The organism is Yersinia canariae, assembly GCF_009831415.1.
In the GTDB taxonomy this organism is placed as follows: Bacteria; Pseudomonadota; Gammaproteobacteria; order Enterobacterales; family Enterobacteriaceae; genus Yersinia; species Yersinia canariae.
Genome location: NZ_CP043727.1, coordinates 88,734 through 110,768, shown reverse-complemented (window position 1 = coordinate 110,768; position 22,035 = coordinate 88,734). Strand labels below are relative to the sequence as shown.

Genomic DNA, 22,035 nt, shown 5'->3' with positions numbered 1-22,035 from the left:
CAACGAGGGTCTGCTCGTGACAACAATTGTAAGTGTACGCCGTAATGGTCATGTAGTTATCGGTGGTGATGGCCAGGTCACTCTGGGCAATACCGTAATGAAGGGCAACGCTAAAAAAGTACGCCGCCTTTATAACAATAAAGTCATTGCTGGTTTTGCTGGTGGTACCGCTGATGCTTTTACCCTGTTTGAGCTATTTGAGCGCAAACTTGAGATGCACCAAGGCCACCTGACTAAAGCGGCTGTTGAGTTAGCCAAAGATTGGCGCACCGACCGTATGTTACGCAAACTCGAAGCACTGTTGGCTGTCGCGGATGAAACAGCATCACTCATTATCACCGGTAACGGCGATGTGGTTCAGCCTGAAGATGACCTGATTGCTATCGGTTCAGGCGGGCCTTATGCCCAGTCTGCTGCACGCGCGCTGCTGGAAAACACCGAATTGGGTGCTCGGGATATCGTCGAGAAATCTCTGAGTATTGCGGGGGATATCTGTATCTATACCAACCGCTTCCAAACCATTGAAGAATTAACGTACTAGGCGTTATTAACATACAAAGCGTAAGGATAGAGTGACATGTCTGAAATGACCCCACGCGAAATCGTCAGCGAACTTGATAGCTACATTATCGGCCAGGATAAAGCTAAACGTGCGGTGGCTATTGCCCTGCGTAACCGCTGGCGTCGGATGCAACTTAATGAAGAGCTGCGCCACGAAGTTACCCCTAAAAATATTCTGATGATCGGCCCAACCGGTGTGGGTAAAACTGAAATTGCTCGCCGCCTGGCAAAACTGGCCAATGCGCCGTTCATCAAAGTAGAAGCGACTAAATTCACCGAAGTTGGCTATGTTGGTAAAGAAGTGGACTCGATAATCCGCGATCTGACTGATGCCGCCATAAAAATGGTACGTCAACAATCCATTGAAAAAATGCGTTATCGGGCTGAAGAATTGGCCGAAGAACGTATTCTGGATGTGCTCATCCCGCCGGCTAAAAATAACTGGGGCCAGCCGGATGAAGCCCAAGAGCCATCCCCGACGCGTCAAGCTTTCCGCAAGAAACTGCGTGAAGGTCAGTTGGATGACAAAGAAATTGAAATCGATCTGGCGGCCTCACCGGTAGGTGTCGAAATCATGGCGCCTCCGGGCATGGAAGAGATGACTAACCAGTTGCAGTCCATGTTCCAGAACATTGCTGGTCAGAAACAAAAACCGCGCAAAATCAAAATCAAAGAAGCATTCAAACTGCTGATTGAGGAAGAAGGCGCGAAACTGGTTAATCCAGAAGAGCTAAAACAGCAGGCGATCGACGCAGTTGAGCAACACGGGATAGTGTTCATCGACGAAATCGATAAAATCTGTAAACGCGGCCAGACTTCAGGCCCGGATGTGTCCCGCGAAGGGGTGCAGCGTGACTTGCTGCCATTGGTCGAAGGTTGCACCGTATCAACCAAACACGGCATGGTCAAAACTGACCATATCCTGTTTATTGCCTCCGGGGCATTCCAGGTTTCCAGCCCGTCAGACCTAATCCCTGAGTTGCAAGGTCGTTTGCCAATTCGGGTAGAATTGCAGGCACTGACAACAGACGATTTTGAGCGCATCCTGACCGAGCCGAGTGCTTCACTGACGGAGCAATACAAAGCTCTGATGGCAACCGAAGGCGTGACTGTTGAGTTTACTCGTGAAGGGATCCGTAAAATCGCTGAGGCGGCGTGGCAAGTTAACGAGCGCACTGAGAACATCGGCGCACGTCGTTTGCATACCGTGTTGGAACGGCTGATGGAAGATATCTCTTATGACGCCAGCGAAAGTAATGGTCAATCCATTACTATTGATGCGGCATATGTTGGTCAACATCTGGATGAGCTGGTTGCTGATGAAGATTTGAGTCGTTTTATCCTATAACTCGCTTTATCAGCCTTTGCTGGATAAAATGGTTCGCCAAATTAATATTGAGTGGGAGGCATCGCCTCCCACTCTTATTTTTATTATATGATCGTTTTTTAACTCGCCGATATAGGCGGACCAGACTCCTATAAAATGAAGCAGAAAATGAGCCTATCAACTAACACCAACCAGACCCAGGCTTGGCTGGAAAGCCTTCGGCCAAGAACACTGCCACTGGCCTTTGCCTCTATCGTGACCGGCTCAGCTCTGGCTGTCTGGCTCGATAGTTTTAAACCCGCAGTCGCCTTGCTTGCCTTATTAACAGCTGGCCTGCTGCAAATTTTGTCCAATCTCGCCAATGATTATGGTGATGCCATTAAGGGCAGTGATACCGAAGAACGTATCGGGCCATTGCGCGGCATGCAGAAAGGGATGATTACTCGCGAGCAAATGAAAGTCGCGCTGATAATCACTGTCAGCCTGACAGCCATTTCGGGTATCGCCCTCATTACCGTCGCCTGTGAGAAACCCAGCGACGTGTTAGGTTTTTTACTGCTCGGGCTGATGGCCATTGTAGCCGCCATTACCTACACTGTCGGCAGTAAACCCTATGGTTATATGGGGTTAGGTGATATTTCGGTATTAGTCTTCTTCGGCTGGCTGAGTGTCGCCGGGACTTATTATCTTCAATCCGGGCACTTTGACAGTGTCGTCATGCTACCCGCGACCGCCTGTGGTTTACTGGCAACCGCGGTGTTAAATATTAATAATTTGCGCGATATCGAAAATGACAAAGCCAATGGCAAAAACACATTCGCAGTGCGTTTAGGCCCCGTCGTCGCGCGTTATTACCATGCTCTATTGATTGCCGCCGCTATCTTCTGTCTGGCGTTATTTAGCATGCTGAATCTGCATAGCTGGGCGGGTTGGATTTTTATTCTGGCCGTTCCCCTGCTGGTCAAACACGCCTTATTTGTACTGCGTGAACCTACAGCCGCGGGCATGCGCCCGATGCTCGAACATATGGTCAAAGCCGCTCTACTGACCAATATCCTGTTCGCTATTGGCCTAGTGCTCAGTTAATTCAGCCTTTTATTTCCCCGGGCAGCGCCAATAGAACCTGCCCGGAGTGATTTAACAATTGATGATTTTGCCAACAGTAGCCAGAAAGGGATATACTTAACATCCCAGCCGCAACCAGACGTTAATCCTATGAAATATGATACTTCCGATCTCTGTGATATCTATCATGAAGAGGTAAATGTGGTAGAACCACTGTTCTCCAATTTTGGCGGACGTACTTCATTTGGTGGCAAGATAACCACTGTAAAATGTTTCGAAGATAACGGCTTGTTGTTTGATCTACTGGAAGAAAATGGTCTTGGCCGTGTTTTAGTCGTCGATGGCGGTGGTTCAGTGCGCCGCGCATTAATCAATGCTGAGTTAGCTGACTTGGCATTGAAAAACGAGTGGGAAGGCATTGTGGTTTACGGTGCTGTCCGTCAGGTTGATGAACTGGCCGAATTGGATATTGGTATCCAGGCGATGGCCGCGATTCCTGTCGGTGCCGCAGATGAAGGTATTGGTGAGAGTGATATCCGCGTTAATTTTGGCGGGGTGACATTCTTCTCCGGTGACCACTTGTACGCAGACAACACCGGGATTATCTTGTCAGAAGAACCATTGGATATTGAGTGATATCTCTCTGATTTATAGATAATTCTCATTAGATAGGGCGATATTGATATCGCCCTTTTTGTTGCCCTTCAGACTCAAAGTGGCTACGTGACTAGAGGCTTTTAACTGTGCATGAGTGATGTTTTAAGCCAACTGGCACTCAGACCTCTTCCATCTTTCCCAACAGTGCCCGCAGACGATCCTGCCAAACATGCTGTTCTTGTTTCAGTTGCTCATTTTCGCGCACTAGCGCTTCACGGCCACCAGCAGCTTCCTGAACTTCTTGGGACAGGGTGTTATTTTTCTCTTTCAGCTCTTCAATTTCCATCTGTAATAAAGTGATGGTATCAATCGCCTGCTGAACTTTAACTTCCAATTTCTCAAATACTTCAAATGACATTCTTCGGTCCCCTTATGGTAGCAAGGCGTACATCTCTTGGTCGCAGTCATCATTCTTAACTTCAGTTGCTGCATTAACTAAAGCAACCACTGAGAAATGAAACTGCTGTGAATACTGATTTATCGCGCTATATCCATCGAACGAGTGCACCAAGCGCTATGTTTTAGGTGCCCGAGCGCACAAGCAACGCAGTTTGATAAAAACGATGGTCTTGTAAAGTGATGACCTTGTAGGGCGATTGTATGTAGCCAGTCCCCACCTGTCTAGCGCCATACCGGTACAAACCACACTCTGTAGCAATTTCGTGTCAGGAACCATCAGCAAAAACTGAAAAACCACTATGACCCATCGTGTAAAGTTATACACCCCCTTAACAACTAAGGAAGAAAGTACTGGTCTGATCACACTTTTAAAGTCCCTTAAGAGCCGTGGATAACGCGAAATCGCTCATTTTTATGACACACAACACACATTTTGATTTCGCTATTTCTCGTTTGTGCTCGTTAACGATAAATTTACATCACTCCCTTCGCAGTCCGAAGGGCAAAAATAAGAAATACCCTATAAATCTCTGTCTCTAGGACATCTACTATGAGCCAAACCGCTAGTTCGACCTTGAAGGGCCAATGTATCGCGGAGTTTCTCGGTACCGCTCTACTCATCTTTTTTGGTGTGGGCTGTGTCGCCGCATTAAAATTGGCAGGAGCCAGTTTTGGGCAGTGGGAAATTAGTATTATTTGGGGCCTGGGTGTTGCTATGGCCATTTATCTCACAGCAGCGATTTCAGGCGCTCATCTTAATCCGGCAGTCACCATTGCTTTGTGGTTATTTGCCTGTTTCGATCGCCGTAAAGTTATTCCCTACATTTTGGCGCAAATTGCAGGTGCATTTTGTGCAGCGGCCTTGGTGTTCGGCCTCTACTACAACCTGTTCATCGATTTTGAACAGACTCATCAGATAGCACGCGGCAGTGTTGAGAGTCTGAATCTGGCAGGCATTTTCTCTACTTATCCAAACCCTCACATTTCTGTTTTCCAAGCTTTCCTGGTTGAAACCGTTATTACCGCTATTTTGATGTGCCTTATCTTAGCGTTGACTGATGATGGTAATGGTATTCCACGCGGCCCACTGGCCCCGCTCCTGATTGGTATTCTGATCGCCGTTATCGGTGGTTCAATGGGGCCATTGACCGGGTTCGCATTAAACCCAGCACGTGACTTTGGTCCAAAACTGTTTGCTTATTTTGCAGGCTGGGGCGAAATCGCCTTCACTGGCGGGCGTGACATTCCTTACTTCCTGGTACCAATATTCGGGCCTATCGTGGGTGCATTAGTGGGTGCATTCGGTTATCGCGCTCTGATTGGTCGCCATTTACCCTGCGATGTGTGTGCCGTTGATGATGAAGAAACCACGGTGACGACCACAGAACGCAAAGCGTAAATAATAGATACTTAGAAACGGCAACTTAAAAGTAGGCTAACTATGACAACCGAAAATACTACTCCAAAGAAATATATTGTCGCGCTTGATCAGGGAACCACCAGTTCCAGAGCAGTGGTGCTGGACCACGATGCCAATATCGTGAGTGTTTCTCAGCGTGAATTCACCCAAATTTACCCGAAAGCAGGTTGGGTTGAGCACGACCCAATGGAAATATGGGCGACCCAAAGCTCCACTCTGGTCGAAGTGCTGGCCAAAGCAGGTATCAGTTCTGATGAAATTGCGGGTATCGGTATCACCAACCAACGTGAAACAACCATTGTTTGGGACAAAGCAACGGGTAAGCCGGTGTATAACGCGATTGTCTGGCAATGTCGACGCACCGCAGACATCTGTGAAAAGCTGAAAAAAGAAGGTCTGGAAGAATACATCCGCTTCAATACTGGGCTGGTGGTCGACCCTTACTTCTCTGGCACCAAAGTTAAATGGATCCTCGATAACGTAGAGGGCGCGCGTGAGCGTGCTGAGCGCGGCGAACTACTGTTTGGTACTGTGGACACCTGGCTTGTGTGGAACATGACTCAGGGCCGCGTACACGTAACGGATTACACCAACGCATCACGCACCATGATGTTTAATATCCGCACCAAAGAGTGGGATGAGCGCATGCTGAAGGCGCTGAATATTCCGCGCGCCATGTTGCCTGAAGTTCGCCCATCCTCAGAAGTTTATGGCCAGACCAACATTGGTGGTAAAGGCGGTACACGTATTCCAATCGCAGGTATCGCCGGTGACCAACAAGCAGCACTGTTTGGTCAACTGTGTGTACAGCCGGGGATGGCGAAGAATACTTACGGTACTGGCTGCTTCTTGTTAATGAACACCGGGACTGAAGTGGTTCAATCCAAAAATGGCCTGTTGACCACTATCGCCTGCGGCCCACGCGGCGAAGTGAATTATGCACTGGAAGGGGCAGTATTTATTGGCGGCGCATCCATTCAATGGCTGCGTGATGAGCTGAAACTGATTAGTGACTCATTCGACTCTGAATATTTCGCGACTAAAGTCAAAGACAGTAATGGTGTGTATGTGGTGCCAGCCTTCACCGGCTTGGGCGCCCCATATTGGGACCCGTATGCCCGTGGCGCTATCTTTGGCCTGACTCGTGGTGTGAACAGCAACCATATTATCCGTGCAACACTTGAGTCTATTGCTTATCAAACTCGTGATGTATTGGATGCTATGCAAGCAGATTCCGGTGAACGGCTGAAATCACTGCGCGTTGATGGCGGTGCAGTCGCGAACAACTTCCTGATGCAATTCCAAGCTGACATTCTGGGCACGCGCGTTGAGCGCCCGGCAGTACGTGAAAGCACCGCGTTGGGTGCCGCATTCCTAGCGGGTCTGGCAACTGGCTTCTGGAGTGATCTGGATGAAGTGAAGAGTAAAGCGACCATTGAGCGCGAATTCCGTCCAGGGATCGAAACCACCGAACGCGACTTCCGCTATAAAGGCTGGAAGAAAGCAGTGGCCCGCGCCCAAGCTTGGGAAGAGCACGAATAATAACGGTCTGCGGGTAAAATCGAGTCTGTTTTAAGCTCTCTATAACGCGCCATTATCCCCCGATGGCGCGTTTTCTATTGTGAAAAATCTCATCACACCAAAAGACACCCTTACAGCTTCACTTCACAAAGATGATAGAATTCCTGCTTACATTCTTCTATCTTCTATTACCCTAAATAATTCGAGTTGCAGGAAAGCGGCAAGTGAGAGAAGCACCAAGAGCTTACATTAAGTAAGTGACTGGCGTGATTGAGCGTAGCCAACGCAGATGCAGCTTGAAGTATGACGGGGATACAGGTCTAACCATGAAACGTGAATTAGCCATCGAGTTTTCCCGTGTCACTGAAGCTGCTGCGCTGGCGGGCTATAAGTGGCTGGGTCGGGGCGATAAAAATGCTGCCGACGGCGCTGCTGTACGGGCCATGCGTATTATGCTCAATCAGGTCAATATTGATGGGCAGATTGTCATCGGTGAAGGTGAAATCGATGAAGCCCCAATGCTGTTTATCGGTGAGCATGTCGGTACTGGCCAGGGCGATGCTGTTGATATCGCGGTTGACCCTATTGAAGGCACCCGCATGACCGCAATGGGTCAGGCCAATGCGCTGGCGGTATTGGCGGTGGGAGATAAAGGCACATTTTTGCATGCGCCTGATATGTATATGGAAAAGCTGGTGGTTGGCCCTGGGGCAAAAGGGGCAATCGACCTTAATCTGCCACTGGAACTCAATCTGCGCAATATTGCCATCAAGCTCAATAAACCCCTGACTGATTTAACGGTTATCACACTCGCCAAACCGCGCCATGACGGGATCATCGCCGAAATGCAGCAACTTGGCGTCAAAGTGTTTGCTATCCCAGATGGTGATGTTGCGGCCTCCATTTTAACCTGTATGCCAGAAAGTGAAGTGGATGTGATGTACTGCATCGGCGGCGCGCCTGAAGGTGTGATTTCTGCTGCGGTGATACGCGCGCTGGATGGTGATATGCAGGGGCGTTTATTGCCACGCCATCAAGTAAAAGGCGATAACGAAGACAACCGCCGCATGGGTGAGCAAGAACTGGTGCGCTGCAAAACCATGGGGATTGAAGCCGGTAAAGTGTTGTTACTGGGGGATATGGCCCGCAATGACAATGTGATTTTCTCCGCCACCGGGATAACCAAAGGTGACCTGTTGGAAGGTATTTATCGCAAAGGCAACATGGCAACCACCGAGACCCTGCTGATTCGCGGCAAGTCCCGCACTATCCGCCGTATCCGCTCCACCCATTTTCTTGATCGTAAAGACCCGGCTCTGCATGAATTCTTGCTCTAATCCGGTTCATAAATAGCATGAGCAATAAGTCAAAACGGGCGCGACACTCAAGTTTCACCCGTTTTTATTCAGTATTATCAATCAGTTAAACGCGATGTTCTTGCGGTTGCATCCGGTGGGATAACGGCCACCAGCACAACAAAATCAATAGCGCCATGGCAAACATCAACAACCCCAAACTGAATTGCCCGGTTTGTGGCAGCATGGCCGATAACCACGTCGCTAAACCTGACCCGATATTCTGCAAGCCGCCAACCAAAGCCCCTGCCGCACCCGCCAGATAAGGGAAAGGTTCCATTGCCCCGGTCGTGGCAAGAGGAAATAACATCCCGGCACCAAAGAAGAACAGCGCTGCGGGTATCACCAGTGTCCAAATATTCATGATGCCAAACCAGCCGGGTATCCACATCATCAAACCGGCCAGCAGACAGCTGATGACGGAGTGCCACATCAGGTTTTGGAAGGTTTTACCGTCACGACCGGCATACCATGCACCAAAGAACGCCGCCGGAATCGGCAGGATAAATAAAATACTGACCGTCACCCCACTTAACCCTAAGACACCGCCCATCAAGACGCCGGCACTGGCTTCAAATACCGCAATACCGGCTAATGCGCCAATCAACATCACCAGATAACAGCTAAAAGCGCGATCCGATAGCAATAGGCGGAAACTGGCTAGCATTCGCCGCTTTTCGGTTTGTTGCGGGCGAGTCTCCGGTAACCAACGGAACATGCAAAATGCCACCCCACCACATAAAAAGAGCAGAAATGCATAGCAAGCACGCCAGCCGAACAGACTGGCCAACACTCCACCGATCACCGGCGCCATAAGAGGGCTGACCAAAATCCCCATATTCAACATACTGTTAGCGTAACGCAGCGCCGTGCCAGCATATAAATCTCGTGGCATTGTGCGCGCCATTACCCCCGCAACCCCCGTCCCCATGCCCTGCAAAGCACTGGCCGCTACCAGCATAGGCAAACTATCCGACAGCCAGGCCCCTAATGCGCCCAACATAAATATCATCATGCCCGTCAGAATCACCGGGCGACGCCCAATCCTATCTGAGAGTGGGCCGTAAATCAGTTGCGAGAAGCCATAAGTCAATAAGTATGCCGCCATCACGCGCTGCACCGTCCCGGTACGCACTGATAAATCGCGGGCGATATCCGCAATAACAGGGACATAAATGGTTTGCGCCATTTGACCAACAGCAACCAACAGAATCAACATCGCCAACAGGTGGAAATTCTCTATTTTTCTCATTATCTTAACTAATTGTTAGCCGGACTTCGTGTCACACAATCTGGCAGCGAAAAACTGGATTTTGCGACACACCTCACTATTGGCGCATAAGCTAACAAATTCAGATTTTTTAGCGAGCCAGCACGACATATTGCCAAACGGCCGACTGGCAGATAAAAACACCATTGCCGTAAAGTTAACTGTCCATATGCGTGTTGCTGCGCCCTAATTGGGCAATGGCACCCATGGCGAAGAGAGATAACATTTAATCGATAATATTTTTCAGCCAGATGCCATAAAATATGACCATCATTTTAGACATCACATCAGATAAGCATATGACGGGAAAGAAATATGGCTGAATGGGTTAGTGGCAAAATTACTCACATCGAACACTGGACGGACGCTCTGTTTAGTATTCGGGTCAATGCGCCCGTCGATCCCTTTACCGCCGGTCAATTTGCCAAGCTGGCATTAGATATTAACGGTGAACGGGTACAGCGGGCCTATTCCTACGTCAATGCTCCCAGTGACGATAACCTAGAGTTCTATCTGGTTACTGTACCGGAAGGCAAACTCAGCCCGCGCCTCGACCAACTGGCGGTGGGAGGGGAAGTCATGGTGACCAAACAAGCTGCGGGTTTCTTTGTTCTGGAAGAAATTCCGGATTGTGACACGTTATGGATGTTGGCAACCGGCACGGCGATTGGCCCTTACCTGTCTATTTTGCAGGAAGGGCGCGATTTGGAGCGCTTCAAAAATTTGGTTCTGGTTCATGCTGCTCGCTTTGCCCGTGACCTCAGCTATCTGCCATTGATGCAGCAGCTCGAACAACGTTATAACGGCAAATTGCGTATCCAGACGGTTGTCAGCCGTGAAGAATCCCCAGGGTCATTGACGGGCAGAGTCCCGGCGCTGATTGAGAATGGCTCACTGGAAGCTGCTGTAGGCTTGAAGATTGATGCCGAAGACAGTCATGTCATGCTGTGTGGTAACCCGCAAATGGTGCGTGATACCCAGCAATTGCTAAAAGAACAGCGCGGGATGCGGAAACATTTACGCCGTAAACCGGGGCATATGACCAGTGAACAATACTGGTAAAGCTCAGTAACCTCATATCCAAGGGCGCAATAGCGCCCTTTTGCTTTATCAAACCTTATTAACTATTTGCTTTTTCAGCCAAAAATCTCACCGGCACAGCCTCTGGGCCAAAACGGTTATCGCCCTCGGTCCCGAGAAATGCACCACAGTCAATAAACATCATGACAATGATAAGTGTGGGAATAAACCGCCCAACGCCCCATTGCCAGATAGGCGCTAGCATCTGCCAGTTACCGGCCATTAGCATCCATGCGAGCACCATCAATAGCGCCCACCAACCGGCTTTATTGCGGTCATGCAGCCGCTTGACGACCACCGCCGCCGTAGGCCACAGTAAAAAGACAATAGCAAAAGCGGCGGTCTGAGTCGGAAGCCAATTTTGCCCTGCTAATGTAAAAACAACCAACATCGCCAGTAGCCACAACCCGATCCAGATCCAAAAATCACGCCGCCCGATACGGCCTTTAAACGAGAAACACCACTGCTGTATTGTCATCAATAACCTGATCCATTGAACTGATATAACGTAAAGTTGATATGCACAATAGAGTAACTCAACGCCGCAACTAACCTATAATCTTTGCAGTGAATTTTGACAATCACCACCAATTACCGTTTTAATCCCCTACACACACTTCAAACCACGGCGTAAGTCATGAGAAAAGAAATAACCGCAATGCTGACAATACTGCTGCTAATAGCAACGGTTAGCCGCGCTCATGCCGACCCCGAAGCTGGCGGAGATCAGCAGGCAGAAGAGACTCAGCCAACGGCACCTTACCTGCTTTCTGGCGCACCAACCTTTGATTTAACCCTGGTGAAATTCCGTGAGCGGTATAATCATGCCAATCCAACCTTGCCAATCAGTGAGTTTCACGCGATTACGGTAAAGGATGATTCACCGCCACTGACCCGGGCCGCCAGCAAGATTAATGAAAACCTCTATGCTTCCACAGCATTGGAGAGAGGTACGGGCAAGATAAAAACCATACAAATCACTTACCTGCCGATAAAAGGCAGTGAAGAAAAAACAGCCCGATTAATGGCTGTAAATTATATGGCGGCCATGATGCGCCAGTTTGAGCCCACTCTTACGGTCGAACAAAGTATCAGCAACGTGCAGCAACTGCTGACCCAAGGTAAAGGCTTGCCTTTCTTCACCCATCCTGTCGGCGCAATTCGCTATGTTGTGGCAGATAATGGCGAAAAAGGGCTTACCTTCGCTGTTGAACCGATTAAGCTGTCACTATCTGAAGCATAATCTCGCCGTAATTAATGACGAAAAGCAAAGCCATTGCCGCCAATCATCTCTATACTGTTGGACAGGTAAACTGCCTGTCGGGCAGTCATTATTATTGACCCTCGTGTCCCCTTGTTGGAGGAATAAATATGCGTCATCCATTAGTTATGGGTAACTGGAAACTGAACGGTAGCACTCACATGGTTAACGAGCTTATCGCTAACCTGCGTAAAGAATTGAGCACCGTTGAAGGTTGTGGCGTGGCCATTGCCCCACCCGCTATCTATCTGAATCAAGCTAAACATGAATTAGCCGGCAGCCGTATCGCACTAGGCGCACAGAATGTTGATGTGAATCTGTCTGGTGCATTTACCGGTGAAACTTCTGCTGAAATGCTGAAAGATATTGGTGCTCAATACATCATTATTGGCCACTCTGAACGCCGTACTTATCACAAAGAAAGTGATGAATTTATCGCGAAGAAATTCGGTGTGCTGAAAGAAGTCGGTCTGACTCCAGTATTGTGTATCGGTGAAACCGAAGCAGAAAACGAAGCTGGCCAAACTGAAGCTGTTTGCGCTAAACAGCTGGACGCAGTGCTGAACACCTTGGGTGCAAAAGCATTCGAAGGTGCCGTTATCGCTTATGAACCAATCTGGGCTATCGGGACTGGCAAATCAGCTACTCCAGCACAGGCTCAAGCCGTTCACAAATTTATCCGTGACCATATTGCTAAGCAAGATGCCGCCATTGCCGCACAAGTTATTATTCAGTACGGCGGTTCTGTTAACGATAAAAACGCAGCAGAACTGTTCACCCAGCCTGATATCGATGGCGCACTGGTGGGCGGTGCCTCACTGAAAGCTGATGCTTTCGCGGTTATTGTGAAAGCAGCAGCTGCAGCTAAAAAAGCTTAATTTTAGCGGGCAAGTTATTTATAAAGCCGGAGTTACCACTCCGGTTTTTCATTAATACTCTTATGAAATCCTTTCTGATATAAATCAATCCCGTCAGCGCCAACAGGGCCAAGGAATTTTCTTATCTCAATAACCTGATCTGAGATACTTGCCAGGTCACAGCTTAAATAGGTTTTCTTCTGCGCATCAAAAAAATGAACAAAATTACTATCTTTAAATTTAATCAGATTACAGGCATGCCCTTGTTTCGCACCTGGTAGCAGGCTTAGCATAGCTGGGCGATGAATAACAAGAACGCCATTTAATTCATCTGCGGTTTGATATTTTTCTAATTGAGAAATCAGCTCTGAAGCCGACGCCGCACTCTCAAATGGCAGCCCCATATTCCCTTTGACATCTGCACCTCGGAGCTTTGGCATAGCCAGATAAACTTCATTTCTCTCCAATGTCTCTGCAACGGCGGTCGCACAAGAAGCACAGTTAGTTTGACCAAAACCATGGAGACCAAATAGCTTAAGTAAAGCAGCCAGAGGCCGCAGTAACAGAGGCGGCTTCCCCTCACGATTTACGATATCTAACAAATAGTTTGTTAGATAATTCTGTTTGGTGACAAAGCAGCCATAGTTGCTGGGCTTAATACCAAAAGAGGCTTTCTCGTTTGCTATAGCTAATGATGGCGGTGTATAGGTATCCAAGTTTCCCAAATAGTGACAATTCATATCATGAAAAGATTCATCATTTAAACTCTTTGAGCTTTGTAACAATAACGGATTATTTATCCCCAATCCGTTGTTTTCTCCAGACTCTATTAAACTTGAACTCGAACTGAAATTACTAGCGCTGCTAATATTCATCTGCTTTTCTCTCCAATTTACTCAGCATTATTCAATAACGTATTTAACGTGTGTTGGCGAACCGGAGAGTTTTTATCTGTAAGAAGAGAGATAAATTGTGAAAATAATTTGAGCATGGGCGAGGCTGATAAAACAAAGCGCCCGTAAGTATTAATTTACGGGCGCTAAGTCTGCTACAGCTATCAAATCATTATTTTATGTTTTTTATTTTATCGCTTACTTATTTCGTCAAATACGCCGCCAGTCGCAAAATGCACCTGCTGTGCTTTCGTCCAGCCGCCGAAGACGTCATCAATGGTAAATAATTTCAGTTGAGGAAATTCTTTGGCAAACTTGGCCGCTACCGCCGGATCACGTGGGCGATAGTAATTTTCCGCGGCAATGGTTTGGCCTTCAGGTGAATACAAGTATTTCAGATACGCATCAGCCACTTCACGGGTGCCGCGCTTGTCGACCACTTTATCCACCACCGAGACTGTCGGCTCCGCCAAAATAGAAACACTCGGTGTAATGATATCAAACTGGTCTTTACCCACTTCATTCACCGCCAGCAAAGCTTCATTTTCCCAGGCAATCAATACATCGCCAATTCCGCGCTCCACGAAGGTATTCGTGGCCCCACGAGCGCCAGAATCCAAGACTTCCACATTCTTATACAGCTGTTTGACAAACTCTTGTGCCTTAGCTTGATCATTATTATTGTGCTCTAACGCATAACCCCATGCTGCCAGGTAGTTCCAGCGCGCACCGCCGGAGGTTTTTGGATTCGGCGTAATGACCGAAACACCCGGTTTCACTAAATCTGACCAATCATGAATCTGTTTTGGATTCCCTTTGCGAACCAGGAATACGATAGTTGAGGTGTAAGGTGCCGAGTTATCCGGCAAGCGCTTGATCCAATCTTTATCAATACGACCACGCTCAGCAATAGCATCGACGTCATAAGCCAGAGCCAGAGTCACAACATCAGCTTCAATACCATTAATAACCGAGGTCGCCTGCTTGCCCGAACCGCCATGTGACTGGCGTACGGTCACCTTGTCACCGGTTTTCTCTTGCCAATGCTTACTAAATGCCTGGTTATATTCTTGATAAAATTCACGTGTCGGGTCATATGACACATTCAGCAATTGAATATCTTTTGCCATGGCACCTGACGCCAGCAACAGTAATGAAAAACCTACACCCCATTTACGCATTGACCCGCTCCCCAGATTTATTGTCATTAACTTGAATAGTTATTAACTTAAAATGTAATCAACCCAATTGGTTGGCTTGATACTGAGCGTGCCAGAAACTTTCCAGTCAATTAAAGAATAAAAAAGTTTTGATTATATCAATATGAAATATAAAGCCGCTTAAATGCAAAAAGCCCCCGCGAGCGGAGGCCTTTTTTATCGAGCTATTGACTGTTTTAGAACAGTTTTTTCGCTGTGTCGTACCAATCTTCTTTAAATTTACTTTTCTTGTTTTCTGGCGCGATACAAACAGAGATTAATTCATGCACCATCTTCTCGTTCTGTACGCCAACACAGAAACCGCCGTGTGAATAGTCATGATTTTCCAACAGCAGGTCAACAGCATAAGCGCCCATGCGAGAGGCAAGAATACGGTCATAAGGAACCGGAGCACCACCACGCTGGATATGACCCAGAACCGTGCCACGCGTTTCACGACCAGTTTCTTTCTCAATGTATTTGGCCAGTTCGTCGATATTGTCCAGTTTTTCAGTAATAGCAACAATTGCGTGCTTTTTACCTTTCTCGATGCCCGCTTTGATTTCTTTTACCAAATCATCACGCTTGAACTCGACTTCAGGGATCGCGATAAACTCACATCCCCCGGCAATGGCTGCCGCCAGTGTCAAATCGCCGCAATAACGGCCCATGACTTCAACGATGGAAATACGCTGATGCGAGGAAGAAGTATCGCGTAAGCGGTCAATAGCTTCTACCACTGTGCCCAGTGCGGTAAAGAAACCGATGGTGTAGTCAGTACCTGCCACATCATTATCAATAGTGCCCGGCAAGCCGACACAGTGAATTCCGCCTTCTTTGGTCAGTAAATCTGCACCAGCATAAGAACCGTCACCACCGATAACAACCAGGCCATCGATGCCACGGTCTTTCATATTCTGTAGAGCAACTTTACGTTTTTCCGGGTCACGGAACTCAGGGAAACGCGCTGATCCCAAGAAGGTACCACCGCGGTTAATCATATCTGACACGCTATAGCGGTCCAGCTTCCTCATACGGTTTTCGTACAAGCCAAGATAGCCATCTTCAATACCGAAAACTTCCAATCCTGCTGACAAAGCAGCACGAACAACCCCACGAATGGCTGCGTTCATGCCTGGCGCATCACCGCCGCTTGTTAGTACACCGATTTTCTTGACCATGACTACCTCTGAACTTGTAGATGCGATTTTTTAAAATTATTTATTTGCCGATTATGTCTTGCACAGGTGAATAGTACAGAAAATCAGCTTTATGAGCTTAATATTGAATATTATAGCAAAAACACCAAGCTGAATTGATTCAAGTCATGCCATTTGGCGGTATTTTCTTCATGGCTGAACCATTTGTAACCACAGTTTACCTGTAGTTAATGTAGCAATAACTGATGAATAAATTATAACTCCCAATGCGCATGACGTTCTTTCGGTACTACCGCACTAGGATCTTGATGGATAAGTACATCTGCGCCGGGGAAGCGGTGTAATAGCGCCCGCTCCACTTGGTCTGCTAAAATATGCGCCTCCATCAATGGCAGCATATCCTCCATTTCGAGATGAAGTTGAATAAAGCGTGTTGGCCCCGACTGACGTGTCCGCAGGTCATGAGCACCAATGACGCCCGGCCATGAAGTCACAATATCGATAATTTCCTGCCGCTCATCATCCGGCAATGCCCGATCCAACAAAGCTTGTACGGCTTCATAACCCATACGCAATGCGCTATACAGAATATAAACACCGATACCCAACGCAAACAACGCATCCGCCCAATGAAAACCATACCAACTCAATGCCAATGCAATAAGAATAGCACCATTCATCATGACGTCAGATTGATAGTGCAACATATCGGCACGAATAGCTTGGCTCTGTGTTCTTCGCACCACCCAACGCTGAAATGTGACTAATATCAGTGTACTGAATAGTGCAATTAACGTTACCCAGATACCTATGCCAGGATCTTGTAATGGTGTCGGTGATGCCAAATGTTGGAAACCGGTCAAAAACAGGAACAACGCCGAGCCGGAAATAAACATACTTTGCGCCAGCGCAGCCAGAGACTCAGCTTTGCCGTGACCAAAAGTATGTTCTTCATCAGCAGGTTGCAGGGAATAGCGCACCACAAAAAGGTTTGTCAAAGAGGCGGCCAGATCTACCAGAGAGTCAACTAACGCGGCCAACAAGCTCACTGACCCGGTATGCCACCAGGCAAAAATTTTAATTATCAGTAAGATTGATGCCAGCGCAGTGGCACTGAGCGCAGCAGCTTTCACCAAGCGCGCATATTGCGGATCCATAACTCATACCGAATAATATTCAAGGGTTATTAGTATAACGGAAATGAGACAAAAAAAAGCCCCGCCATCATGGCGGGGAAAGACAGGGATGGTGTCTATAGCAAGGAAAACAGGGTATTACTGGGTACTACTTACTTCTGGGCAGAAGAGGGTTGTGCTGCTGGCGCTTGCTGCATTTTTTCAATGCGCTGCTGGTGCTTTTGGTTCAAGGCAGCTTTTTGCTCTGGAGTGAGCAAGTTAAACATTTGGTTACGAACTTTGGCCATTTCGACCTGACGATCAATCTGGTCCTTGGACATTTTCTCGGCCTGCGCTCTGACAGCAGCTTCGTCGAATTTATCCGCGGTAATCAGTTTGTGCATTGCTTCGCGGTCAGCCATATCTACACGAGGCTGGTCTTGGCGAGACTGACGCATTAGGTCACGCATTTGCTGACGTTGCTGTTCTGTCAGATTGACACCATCAAACATGTTATGGTGACCACGGCCATCTTTCTTGTTCATCATCGCACCGTCACCGTGGCACCAGCTATCAGTGGCACCCGCCTTATCGGCAGCGAAGGCGGCTTGAGAGCCGAGAACTAACATTGACGCCATGATTAACGTTGCTACTTTAGTTACTTTGCGCATCATTTAACTCCTAGGTTCTATCTGCTAAGCGATTTATGCTCTGCGATTCAATGAGGAGCAGTCTACCGGTCCGGCTGCAAACTAGCGTCAGTGGATGTAAAACTGGAGTCAGGGCATGTAAAGCTAAGTAAAGTCATGGAATACCGGCAATTGATAACGTATTTTGCGTCAAGAGGAGAAACAATCATGCATAAAATCCTATTAGTTGATGATGATCGTGAACTGACGTCGCTGTTGAAAGAATTATTGGAAATGGAAGGTTTTAATGTTGTTGTTGCTCACGATGGTGAGCAGGCATTAAACCTGCTGGATAGTTCTATCGACTTGTTATTACTTGATATTATGATGCCGCGCAAAAACGGTATCGAAACCTTGAAAGAGTTACGTCAACACCATCAGACCCCAGTAATTATGCTGACGGCACGTGGCAGCGAACTGGATCGGGTACTTGGTCTTGAGCTGGGTGCGGATGATTATCTGGCAAAACCATTTAATGACCGTGAGCTGGTTGCACGAATCAGAGCTATCTTGCGCCGTTCTAACTGGAGCGAGCAGCAGCAAAATGTCGATCAAGGTGCGCCAATACTGGAAGTTGATTGTCTACAATTGAACCCAGGCCGTCAGGAAGCCAGCTTTGAAGGCCAATCGCTGGAATTAACCGGTACAGAATTTACCTTACTCTACCTGTTGGCTCAGCACCTCGGCCAGGTAGTCTCGCGTGAGCATCTCAGCCAGGAAGTGCTGGGTAAACGATTGACACCTTTTGACCGCGCTATTGATATGCACATTTCCAATCTGCGCCGTAAATTGCCGGATCGCAAAGACGGGCTACCTTGGTTTAAAACCCTGCGTGGCCGCGGGTATTTGATGGTCTCTGAAACATGATTAACAGTTTAACGACGCGAATTTTTGCGATTTTCTGGTTTACTTTAGCACTGGTATTAATGCTGGTGCTGATGGTGCCCAAGCTCGATTCGCGTCAAATGACAACCTTGCTCGACAGTGAACAGCGTCAGGGAACGATGCTGGAGCAACATATCGAAGCCGAACTGGCCAGTGACCCAGCCAATGATTTGATGTGGTGGCGTAGGCTTTATCGCGCCATCGAAAAGTGGGCGCCACCGGGCCAGCATTTAGTGCTAGTGACCACGGAAGGCCGTGTCATTGGCGCTCAGCGCCACGAAATGCAAATGGTGCGTAATTTTATCGGCCAGTCAGATAACTCAGACCAGCCGAAAAAGAAAAAATATGGCCGCGTTGAGATGGTCGGCCCTTTCTCCATCCGGGATGGCGAAGATAACTATCAGCTTTATCTGCTGCGCCCAGCCAGTAGCCCGCAATCTGATTTTATCAATTTGATGTTTGACCGGCCGCTGCTGTTATTGATTGCGACGATGTTAATCAGTGCGCCACTGTTGTTGTGGTTGGCATGGAGCCTGGCGAAACCCGCGCGTAAGTTGAAGAATGCCGCTGATGATGTAGCGCGAGGTAATCTGAAACAGCACCCTGAGCTGGAATCCGGCCCACAAGAATTTTTGGCCACGGGTGCCAGTTTCAATCAGATGATCAGTGCTCTTGACAGGATGGTTGTAGCCCAACAACGGCTGATTTCGGATATCTCCCATGAATTGCGAACCCCACTAACCCGCCTGCAACTGGCGACAGCACTGATGCGCCGCCGCCATGGCGAGGGGAAAGAATTGGAGCGTATCGAAATGGAAGCGCAACGGTTGGATAGCATGATCAATGATTTGCTAGTGTTATCGCGCAGTCAGCATAAAAACGAGTTACATCGAGAGCCCATTAAAGCCAATGAACTTTGGTCTGATGTGCTGGAAAATGCACAATTTGAAGCTGACCAGATGGGGAAAACACTGGAAGTGACCGCCCCACCGGGGCCATGGACCTTATTTGGCAATCCTGCGGCCCTCGACAGTGCGCTGGAGAATATCGTGCGTAATGCACTGCGTTATTCTCATCATCACATTGCCGTGGCATTCAGCTCGGATAATCAGGGAATAACTATCACTGTCGATGATGATGGGCCAGGTGTCAGCCCAGAGGACCGTGAGCAGATATTCCGGCCATTCTATCGTACAGATGAAGCGCGAGATCGCGAGTCCGGCGGAACGGGTTTGGGGCTGGCAATTGTGGAAACTGCGGTGAATCAGCATCGCGGTTGGGTACGCGCCGAGGACAGCCCATTAGGGGGGCTACGCCTGATAATCTGGCTGCCACTTCACCCACTCAAAGCTTAATATATCTTTCACACTTGGCGCTGTAAGTGAATGACTGCAACGCCAAGTGTTTAAGATATAAATATTATTATTTATAGACATTGTTACTTATAAACATTGTTATCCGATCATACAGGATCGGGTGGATCGCCCGCGACCTCTCTCTGCCCCTCTTTTTCCAGTAGGCGCTTCTTGCGCTCAATTCCCCAGCGGTAACCTGACAATGCCCCATCCTGACGAATAACCCGATGACAGGGAATAGCCACGGCTAATATATTGGCAGCGCAAGCTCCTGCAACTGCACGCACGGCTTTCGGTGAGCCGATTTTCGCGGCGATATCAGCATAACTGGCCGTCTGACCCACCGGTATCTCTCGTAGTGTCTGCCAAACTCGCTGCTGGAAAGCCGTGCCGCGGATATCCAGTGGCAAATCCAGCCCAAATTGGGGCGCTTCAACGAGCCCAACCACCTGTGCAAACCATTGCTCGAACTCGGCATCCCCACCAATTAATTTCGCTAACGGAAACTTATCTTGTAATTGCTCCACCAGCAGGGCCGGTGAGTCTCCTAACAAAATAGCGCATATCCCCAGTTCACTTTTCGCCATCAAGAGAGCGCCGAGAGAGCTTTCTCCTACAGCAAAATGCAATGTGACATCGCGCCCACCCTTGCGGTAGCGAGTTGGAGTCATCCCCAGTAACTGATTCGATTGCTCATAAAAACGGCCATTGGAGTTATAACCAGCTTCAAAGATGGCATCAGTCACCGAACCTTGTCCCGCCAATTGCTCACGGACTCGCGCACTACGGGTCGCAGTGGCGTATGCCTTGGGCGTTAACCCGGTAATAGATTTAAATAGCCGATGGAAATGAAAAGCACTGAGATTTAGCTCAGCCGCGAGCGCATCTAGTGTATAAGGTGTTTCGGCTTGCTCAATTAAGCGACATGCCTGGCTAACTTTCTCTGCCTGCTGTTGCGCCAGAGATAACTGATTAGGTTGACAACGTTTACAGGGGCGATAACCGGCAAATTCAGCCGCATCATTATCAGCAAAAAATTCAATGTTTTCTGCTTTGGCCTGACGGGATGAACATGAGGGCCGGCAATACACGCCGGTAGTTTTCACCGCATAAACAAACTGGCCATCGGCAGTTTTATCACGATTGAAAATGGCAGCCCAGCGCGGGTCTGGCGCACTGTCTAGAACGCCCCTAATTGATGCCATGATGAATACCCCCATTGATACTGACTGTGGCGACCAACATATAAAATCATTACAGTTGGTACTCTCCGCTCCTTGCTTTCAAATTTTTATTTTATGACATCCTATTATGGTCAACAAAATAGCCAACCGCTGCACTGAGAGGGGGTTTCTGATATCCTGCGCCCCTCATTATTGGGGGACATATGCTTAATATCGTTTTATTTGAACCCGAAATCCCGCCGAATACCGGCAATATTATCCGGTTATGTGCGAATACTGGCTGCCAGCTCCATCTGATTAAACCGTTAGGTTTCACCTGGGATGACAAACGCTTACGCCGTGCGGGTCTTGATTACCATGAGTTTGCTAACATTAAGCATCACCATGATTATCAAGCCTTTTTAGACAGTGAAAATCTCGATGGCGCGCAATCTACCGGAGCACATCCTGCCCGCTTGTTTGCCCTGACCACCAAAGGGACGCCAGCGCATAGCGCCGTCAGTTATCAGGTGAATGATTATCTGCTGTTTGGCCCAGAAACCCGCGGTTTACCGCCCAATGTTTTGGATGCATTGCCTGCTCAACAGAAAATCAGAATTCCAATGCAAGCCGATAGCCGCAGCATGAATCTGTCAAATGCCGTGTCTGTTGTGGTGTACGAGGCCTGGCGGCAATTGGGTTATCCGGGTGCATTACTGAAAGAGTAGTTGTTCCGACCGAAATATGCCGGTGGTCAGCTAGCAACCCAATAGAAAGGTGCATCCTCAAAGGCATTGGAGTTG

The 22,035-nt window shown here is 48.2% G+C and carries 21 protein-coding genes and 1 pseudogene; 13 read left to right on the top strand and 9 right to left on the bottom strand.

The window, feature by feature from the left end; all coding sequences use genetic code 11:
- Positions 1 to 16: 16 nt before the first annotated feature.
- The 4 genes from hslV (at position 17) to rraA (ending at position 3,589) form a co-directional block, all read left to right on the top strand.
- Positions 17 to 541 (top strand): ATP-dependent protease subunit HslV, encoded by a 525-nt coding sequence (hslV, locus tag F0T03_RS00515; RefSeq protein WP_004714422.1) that lies wholly within the window; start codon positions 17 to 19, stop codon positions 539 to 541.
- Between the two features lie 36 nt (positions 542 to 577).
- Entirely contained in the window at positions 578 to 1,909 is a 1,332-nt protein-coding gene (gene hslU / locus F0T03_RS00510; protein ID WP_145555255.1) for an ATP-dependent protease ATPase subunit HslU, read from the top strand.
- 147 nt (positions 1,910 to 2,056) lie between these two features.
- Positions 2,057 to 2,974, top strand: a complete 918-nt coding sequence (locus F0T03_RS00505; RefSeq protein ID WP_159677028.1) for a 1,4-dihydroxy-2-naphthoate polyprenyltransferase — start codon at positions 2,057 to 2,059, stop codon at positions 2,972 to 2,974.
- 129 nt (positions 2,975 to 3,103) lie between these two features.
- Positions 3,104 to 3,589: a ribonuclease E activity regulator RraA gene (gene rraA / locus F0T03_RS00500; protein WP_004714419.1), complete on the top strand. Its 486-nt coding sequence runs from the start codon at positions 3,104 to 3,106 to the stop codon at positions 3,587 to 3,589.
- Between the two features lie 139 nt (positions 3,590 to 3,728).
- Here the strand turns inward: rraA and zapB are convergent, their stop codons facing one another.
- Positions 3,729 to 3,968 carry a septal ring assembly protein ZapB gene (gene zapB, locus F0T03_RS00495; protein WP_004392238.1) on the bottom strand — a complete coding sequence of 80 codons (240 nt, stop codon included), beginning with the start codon at positions 3,966 to 3,968 and terminating at the stop codon, positions 3,729 to 3,731.
- Positions 3,969 to 4,559: 591 nt separating this feature from the next.
- Between zapB and F0T03_RS00490 the strand changes: the two genes are divergently transcribed.
- The 3 genes from F0T03_RS00490 to glpX all read left to right on the top strand — a co-directional run bounded on the left by F0T03_RS00490 (position 4,560) and on the right by glpX (position 8,287).
- The gene (locus F0T03_RS00490; protein WP_145555252.1) at positions 4,560 to 5,408 is read left to right on the top strand and encodes an MIP/aquaporin family protein; all 849 of its coding nucleotides are present in this window, start codon (positions 4,560 to 4,562) and stop codon (positions 5,406 to 5,408) included.
- Between the two features lie 42 nt (positions 5,409 to 5,450).
- A complete protein-coding gene (gene glpK / locus F0T03_RS00485; protein WP_145555251.1) occupies positions 5,451 to 6,971 on the top strand; it encodes a glycerol kinase GlpK in 1,521 nt (506 codons plus the stop codon).
- Between the two features lie 305 nt (positions 6,972 to 7,276).
- The gene (gene glpX / locus F0T03_RS00480; protein ID WP_159677027.1) at positions 7,277 to 8,287 is read left to right on the top strand and encodes a class II fructose-bisphosphatase; all 1,011 of its coding nucleotides are present in this window, start codon (positions 7,277 to 7,279) and stop codon (positions 8,285 to 8,287) included.
- 85 nt (positions 8,288 to 8,372) lie between these two features.
- Here glpX and emrD read toward each other — a convergent pair whose 3' ends face one another.
- A complete protein-coding gene (emrD, locus tag F0T03_RS00475; protein WP_159677026.1) occupies positions 8,373 to 9,557 on the bottom strand; it encodes a multidrug efflux MFS transporter EmrD in 1,185 nt (394 codons plus the stop codon).
- Positions 9,558 to 9,890: 333 nt separating this feature from the next.
- Between emrD and fpr the strand changes: the two genes are divergently transcribed.
- Positions 9,891 to 10,637 (top strand): ferredoxin--NADP(+) reductase, encoded by a 747-nt coding sequence (gene fpr / locus F0T03_RS00470; RefSeq protein WP_145555248.1) that lies wholly within the window; start codon positions 9,891 to 9,893, stop codon positions 10,635 to 10,637.
- 58 nt (positions 10,638 to 10,695) lie between these two features.
- Here the strand turns inward: fpr and F0T03_RS00465 are convergent, their stop codons facing one another.
- Positions 10,696 to 11,133 carry a DUF805 domain-containing protein gene (locus F0T03_RS00465; protein WP_145555247.1) on the bottom strand — a complete coding sequence of 146 codons (438 nt, stop codon included), beginning with the start codon at positions 11,131 to 11,133 and terminating at the stop codon, positions 10,696 to 10,698.
- A gap of 159 nt (positions 11,134 to 11,292) precedes the next feature.
- Between F0T03_RS00465 and F0T03_RS00460 the strand changes: the two genes are divergently transcribed.
- Both F0T03_RS00460 and tpiA read left to right on the top strand, forming a co-directional pair.
- Positions 11,293 to 11,898 carry a DUF1454 family protein gene (locus tag F0T03_RS00460; protein ID WP_162526848.1) on the top strand — a complete coding sequence of 202 codons (606 nt, stop codon included), beginning with the start codon at positions 11,293 to 11,295 and terminating at the stop codon, positions 11,896 to 11,898.
- A 128-nt stretch (positions 11,899 to 12,026) separates the two neighbouring features.
- A complete protein-coding gene (gene tpiA / locus F0T03_RS00455) occupies positions 12,027 to 12,794 on the top strand; it encodes a triose-phosphate isomerase (protein ID WP_145555246.1) in 768 nt (255 codons plus the stop codon).
- Positions 12,795 to 12,826: 32 nt separating this feature from the next.
- On the opposite strand, the gene F0T03_RS00450 is transcribed toward tpiA, so the two are convergent.
- The 5 genes from F0T03_RS00450 to cpxP all read right to left on the bottom strand — a co-directional run bounded on the left by F0T03_RS00450 (position 12,827) and on the right by cpxP (position 17,811).
- Positions 12,827 to 13,648: a hypothetical protein gene (locus F0T03_RS00450; protein ID WP_145555245.1), complete on the bottom strand. Its 822-nt coding sequence runs from the start codon at positions 13,646 to 13,648 to the stop codon at positions 12,827 to 12,829.
- Positions 13,649 to 13,857: 209 nt separating this feature from the next.
- A complete protein-coding gene (locus F0T03_RS00445) occupies positions 13,858 to 14,847 on the bottom strand; it encodes a sulfate ABC transporter substrate-binding protein (protein ID WP_145555244.1) in 990 nt (329 codons plus the stop codon).
- Between the two features lie 215 nt (positions 14,848 to 15,062).
- Entirely contained in the window at positions 15,063 to 16,046 is a 984-nt protein-coding gene (gene pfkA / locus F0T03_RS00440) for a 6-phosphofructokinase (RefSeq protein ID WP_145555243.1), read from the bottom strand.
- A 233-nt stretch (positions 16,047 to 16,279) separates the two neighbouring features.
- Positions 16,280 to 17,182 carry a CDF family cation-efflux transporter FieF gene (gene fieF, locus F0T03_RS00435; protein ID WP_145555242.1) on the bottom strand — a complete coding sequence of 301 codons (903 nt, stop codon included), beginning with the start codon at positions 17,180 to 17,182 and terminating at the stop codon, positions 16,280 to 16,282.
- A 131-nt stretch (positions 17,183 to 17,313) separates the two neighbouring features.
- Complete coding sequence (cpxP, locus tag F0T03_RS00430) at positions 17,314 to 17,811, bottom strand: cell-envelope stress modulator CpxP (RefSeq protein WP_145562180.1); 498 nt, start codon at positions 17,809 to 17,811, stop codon at positions 17,314 to 17,316.
- A 186-nt stretch (positions 17,812 to 17,997) separates the two neighbouring features.
- Between cpxP and cpxR the strand changes: the two genes are divergently transcribed.
- Entirely contained in the window at positions 17,998 to 18,696 is a 699-nt protein-coding gene (gene cpxR, locus F0T03_RS00425) for an envelope stress response regulator transcription factor CpxR (protein ID WP_025379997.1), read from the top strand.
- On the top strand, positions 18,693 to 20,069 hold the full coding sequence (gene cpxA / locus F0T03_RS00420; protein WP_145555241.1) for an envelope stress sensor histidine kinase CpxA: 1,377 nt from the start codon (positions 18,693 to 18,695) through the stop codon (positions 20,067 to 20,069). Before cpxR ends, cpxA begins: the two co-directional genes overlap by 4 nt.
- Positions 20,070 to 20,176: 107 nt before the next feature.
- Here cpxA and ada read toward each other — a convergent pair.
- A pseudogene (gene ada / locus F0T03_RS00415) lies at positions 20,177 to 21,314 on the bottom strand (bifunctional DNA-binding transcriptional regulator/O6-methylguanine-DNA methyltransferase Ada).
- A gap of 142 nt (positions 21,315 to 21,456) precedes the next feature.
- Here ada and trmL point away from each other — a divergent pair.
- Positions 21,457 to 21,960 (top strand): tRNA (uridine(34)/cytosine(34)/5-carboxymethylaminomethyluridine(34)-2'-O)-methyltransferase TrmL, encoded by a 504-nt coding sequence (gene trmL / locus F0T03_RS00410; RefSeq protein WP_145555240.1) that lies wholly within the window; start codon positions 21,457 to 21,459, stop codon positions 21,958 to 21,960.
- Positions 21,961 to 22,035: the final 75 nt, after the last annotated feature.